Consider the following 3509-nt stretch of genomic DNA (forward strand, 5'->3'; position numbering starts at 1 on the left):
GATGAGCCCACCTCGGCCCTCGATCTGAAATACCAGCACCAGTTGCTGACCATGGCTCGCGCCCTGGCAAGCCGTAAAACCGCCGTGCTGGTGGTGCTGCACGATCTCAATCTGGCGGCCCGCTACGCCGATCGGCTGGTGATGCTGGAACAGGGAAAACTGATGGCGGACGGGACACCGGCCGAGGTGCTGACCCCGGCGCTGATTGCCCGCCTCTACGGCTATCCGGCCCAGGTGATCCACCACCCCGACAGCGGTCTGCCCATGGTGCTTTGAAGGCTGGCCACCAAGCCATCTCCCCTCTATTGGATCCCGGATTGCGTCGGGATTCGTCGCTGTGCTTATCGGCAGCGAGATATCCATCAAGGTTCAACAAACGCTGTGAATGCTTTCACACTTTTGCCAGACAAGGGGTTTCAGTTCTCAAGCGAGCACTATAATGGCGCGGCCTTGAAAAGGCTTAACCCATTGATGCTACGGAACAATTATAATGAAGAACAAACACAGAACCCTGCTGGCCGCGGCCATCGCCCTCGGGCTGCTCGCCGGCTGCAACAGCGACAACGACTCCAAGGCCCCCGATCCCATGGTCCGTTTTGCCACTTTCAATCTCTCGTTCGACCGCACAACTCCCGGCATGCTCGCCGGCGAACTGGCCCTGACCCGCACAGCTCAGGATGCCCTGCTGGCCCGTTACCAGGAGGGTGACACCAGCCTGAGCGAGGCGGAAAAGACCACCGCCAAGAACGTGCAGCAGATCCGCAATATCGCCGAGATAGTCCAGCGCACCCGCCCCGACGTCTTCCTGCTCAACGAGTTCGACAACGACGGCAAAGGCGAGAGCACTGCAGCCCTCAATGCCTTCAACGACAACTACCTGGCCCACGCCCAGCACCCCGACGTCACCGCCATCAGCTATCCGGTACGCCAGAGTTTTGCCACCAATACCGGCCTGATGAGCGGCTTTGACCTCAATCAGGATGGCAAGGTCAACACGGGGCCGGACGATGCCTGGGGCTTTGGCAACTACCACGGCCAGTACGCCTTCGCAGTCATGTCGAAATATCCGGTCGACACCAAACAGATCCGCACCTTCCAGACCTTCAAGTGGAAGGATATGCCCGGTGAAACCAACCCCGTCATCGATGACTGCAGCAACCCCAAGGCCCCCATTCCGGCCAGCCGCCAGTGTGGCGATGCCTGGTATGACGACGCGGCCTGGCAGCAGTTCCCGCTCTCGTCCAAGAACCACGCCGATGTGCCGGTGCGGATCAAAACGCCGCAGGGGGAAGAGGTGGTTCACTTCCTCATCTCCCACCCGACGCCGCCCATTTTCGGCAATGCGGCGCGCCACAACGTCAAGCACAACCGGGCCGAAATCGCCTTCTGGAATGACTACGTCAACGGCCTCGACTACATGACGGATGACAAGGGCACCAAGGGTGGGCTGGCCAAAGATGCCAAATTTGTCATCGCCGGGGATCTCAACGCCGATCCGCTCACCGGCGACGGCGATCTGAGCGCCATCAAGGCGCTGCTGGACAATGCGCGGATGAACCAAGCTGTCACCAATGGCTCGCTGATCCCGATCAGCGAAGGGGGCCCGGAGTGCCTGGCCAGCGGCACCGATTGCAAGCGCAACAACAATCGCCCCTCGCCGGAGCGCATCACCAGCAGTAGCGGGTTGCAGCTGGATCACGTTATCCCCTCCGCCAACCTGGAGGCCACAAGCAGCGGCGTGTTCTGGCCGGCAAGCTTCGAAGCCGGTTATCACCTGGTTTACGACGCCAAGCTTGGCATCGCGAAAGGAGTGAGTTCGGATCACCGCCTGGTGTGGGTCGATCTCAAGCTCGACTGATCCTGACGCATCGCAAGAGGGGGCTTTGGCCCCCTCATCGTTTCTCCGGCCAAAGTCGGGAAGATCACAAAACCACGCCACCAATCGGGCTAGAATAGACCCTCCTGTCGCCTGCCCCTGCCGTGGCGGGCGATCCTCCCGTGCCTTCATTCATCGAGGACTTGTTTCATGGAACTGCTTCTTCTTAGCAACGGTAAAGCCAACGAATTTCCGGGCCTGCTCGGCTGGGCCCGCGAGCGGGTGCAGAGCCTGCTCGCCCGCAAGCAGGTCAAGCGTATCCTGCTCATTCCCTATGCGGTGATCCGAAGCGACTGGGATGAACGCGCCCGGGATCTCGCTGACAGCCTGGGGGTTGAGGCCATCAGCATCCATCACTTCGACGATCCTGTGGCCGCCATCAACCAGGCCGAGGCTATCTTCATCAGCGGCGGCAACACCTGGCGTTTGAACCAGCAACTGCACGAGCAGGGGCTGGTCGTGCCCATCCAGCGCGCCGTGCGCGAGCGTGGCGTCCCCTATGTGGGCTGGAGCGCCGGCTGCAACGTGGCCACCCCGAGCATCCGCACCACCAACGACATGCCGGTGTGCAACGCCGCCGTGCTGCCGGCGTTGGGCCTGTTTCCGCTACAGATCAACCCCCACTACCTGGACGCCAGCATCAGCGGCCACATGGGGGAGACTCGCGACGAGCGGCTCGCCGAGTTCTGCGCCATCAACCCGAGCGAATACGTGGTGGCCCTGCGCGAAGCGAGCCTGCTACAGGTGAGCGGCGACACCCTGGAGTACTGGAGTGCCCGCGAGCAGGACTTCAAGATCTTCAAGCACGGTCAGGAACCGCAAGCCTTTATGGATGCAACCCCGCTGGCCGAACTGACCCCGTTCAGGGTGCGCTAGGCCGCACGCTGCCAGGCACCAAAACAGAGAGGGATGGCTCAAGGCCATCCCTCTTTTTCATTCTGCCCGACACCACCGACAGCCGCTTACTCCCCCAGCAGGGTCACCAGGATCTTGCGGGCGCCGCCGTCAATGCGATGCTCGCCGAGCCAGATCCCCTGCCAGGTGCCGAGGGCCAGCCGGCCGTCACGCACCGGCAGCAGCAGGCTCACTCCAAGCAGGGAGGATTTGATGTGGGCCGGCATGTCGTCCGGTCCCTCACAGGTGTGGCGATAGTAGGGGGCATCTTCCGGCGCCAGCCGGTGCAGGTGCGCCTCCATGTCGGCGCGTACGCTCGGATCGCAATTCTCGTTGAGAGTGAGGGACGCCGAGGTGTGCTGCAACAGCAGGTGCGCCATGCCAACTCGGTAATCGGCAAGCTCCGGCAGTTTGGCCACCAGCTCGTCGGTCACCAGATGAAAGCCCCGGGAGCGGGGCTTCATGGTCAGCAGGCGCTGCTGCCACATCAGACGTACTCCATAAAGACGCGGGAGGTGAGCTTGGTGATGAGCTCGTAGGGGATGGTGCCAATCTCTTCGGCCACCCGCTCCACCGGCAGCCCCTCACCCCACAGCACAGCTTCGTCCCCCGCCTTGTCGGTGGCGTCCGGACCGAGATCCACCGTGCTCATGTCCATGGAGACCCGGCCCACCAGCGGCACTATGCGGCCATTGACCAGCACGGGCGTGCCGTTGGGGGCCATGCGCGGATAACCGTC

5 protein-coding genes are annotated in these 3509 nt (G+C 62.4%); 3 read left to right on the plus strand and 2 right to left on the minus strand.

All coding sequences use genetic code 11. From position 1 onward, the window contains the following. The 3 genes from BN1123_RS05635 to pepE all read left to right on the plus strand — a co-directional run. A partial coding sequence (locus BN1123_RS05635; protein ID WP_042025807.1) for an ATP-binding cassette domain-containing protein occupies positions 1-276 on the plus strand: 276 nt, incomplete at its 5' end. A gap of 214 nt (positions 277-490) precedes the next feature. Further along, the gene (locus BN1123_RS05640) at positions 491-1858 is read left to right on the plus strand and encodes an endonuclease/exonuclease/phosphatase family protein (RefSeq protein ID WP_042025808.1); all 1368 of its coding nucleotides are present in this window, start codon (positions 491-493) and stop codon (positions 1856-1858) included. A 168-nt stretch (positions 1859-2026) separates the two neighbouring features. Next, complete coding sequence (gene pepE, locus BN1123_RS05645; protein ID WP_042025809.1) at positions 2027-2752, plus strand: dipeptidase PepE; 726 nt, start codon at positions 2027-2029, stop codon at positions 2750-2752. Positions 2753-2838: 86 nt separating this feature from the next. On the opposite strand, the gene BN1123_RS05650 is transcribed toward pepE, so the two are convergent. Then, positions 2839-3258 (minus strand): secondary thiamine-phosphate synthase enzyme YjbQ, encoded by a 420-nt coding sequence (locus BN1123_RS05650; protein WP_042025810.1) that lies wholly within the window; start codon positions 3256-3258, stop codon positions 2839-2841. Beyond that, positions 3258-3509: alanine racemase C-terminal domain-containing protein (locus tag BN1123_RS05655; RefSeq protein ID WP_042025811.1), on the minus strand; the 252-nt coding region annotated here is incomplete at its 5' end. The genes BN1123_RS05655 and BN1123_RS05650, both read right to left, overlap by 1 nt.

This window comes from Aeromonas enteropelogenes (genome assembly GCF_000819845.1).
Taxonomy (GTDB): domain Bacteria; phylum Pseudomonadota; class Gammaproteobacteria; order Enterobacterales; family Aeromonadaceae; genus Aeromonas; species Aeromonas enteropelogenes.